This is a genomic window from Geobacter grbiciae (genome assembly GCF_018531165.1).
GTDB classification, from domain to species: Bacteria; Desulfobacterota; Desulfuromonadia; order Geobacterales; family Geobacteraceae; genus Geobacter; species Geobacter metallireducens.
Map to the genome: position 1 here is coordinate 1 of NZ_JAHDIW010000059.1, position 491 is coordinate 491.

At 65.6% G+C, this 491-nt stretch carries 1 protein-coding gene; it reads right to left on the reverse strand.

What is annotated here, in order from left to right; genetic code table 11:
- Nucleotides 1–491 (reverse strand): cytochrome c3 family protein (locus KJB29_RS19130; protein WP_343213585.1); only part of this gene is annotated, 491 nt, incomplete at both ends.

The following is a 491-nucleotide window of genomic DNA, read 5'->3' on the forward strand; positions in this document are numbered from 1 at the left end:
GCCGCGGTTATGGCCGTGTTGGTGCTGGCGTGGCAGGCGGCGCACTGGAAGCCCCGCTGGGCGTGCAGGTCGGTCAGGTTGGTGATGTGGCAGGTGTTGCAGTCGGCGTAGGGAGCGCTGACCTTGCCGGTGTGGGCCGTGGGATGGTTGTACTGGCCGTGGCAGGTGACGCAGTTGACCACCGTGCCGGCACGGCCGGCGGTGATGGCGTTCTGGACTTCAACCCGGGAGCTGGAGTGGCAGGTGGCGCAGGTGGAAGTCCGGGTCAGGTGCTCGTCAAGGACACTCTTGGTGTGGCACTGGGCGCACTCGGCCGCGGTCTGGGCCATGTCGTGCTGGGCAATGTGGTTCACCGTGCCGTGGCAGTTGGCGCAGGATACCTGGATATTGTTCCGACCGTCGGTGATCGTTTTCTGAACGGTGGCGTTGGTGCTCTGGTGGCAGGTGGCGCAGGTGGAGGTCCGGTTCGTGTGCTCGTAAACCACTCCCTG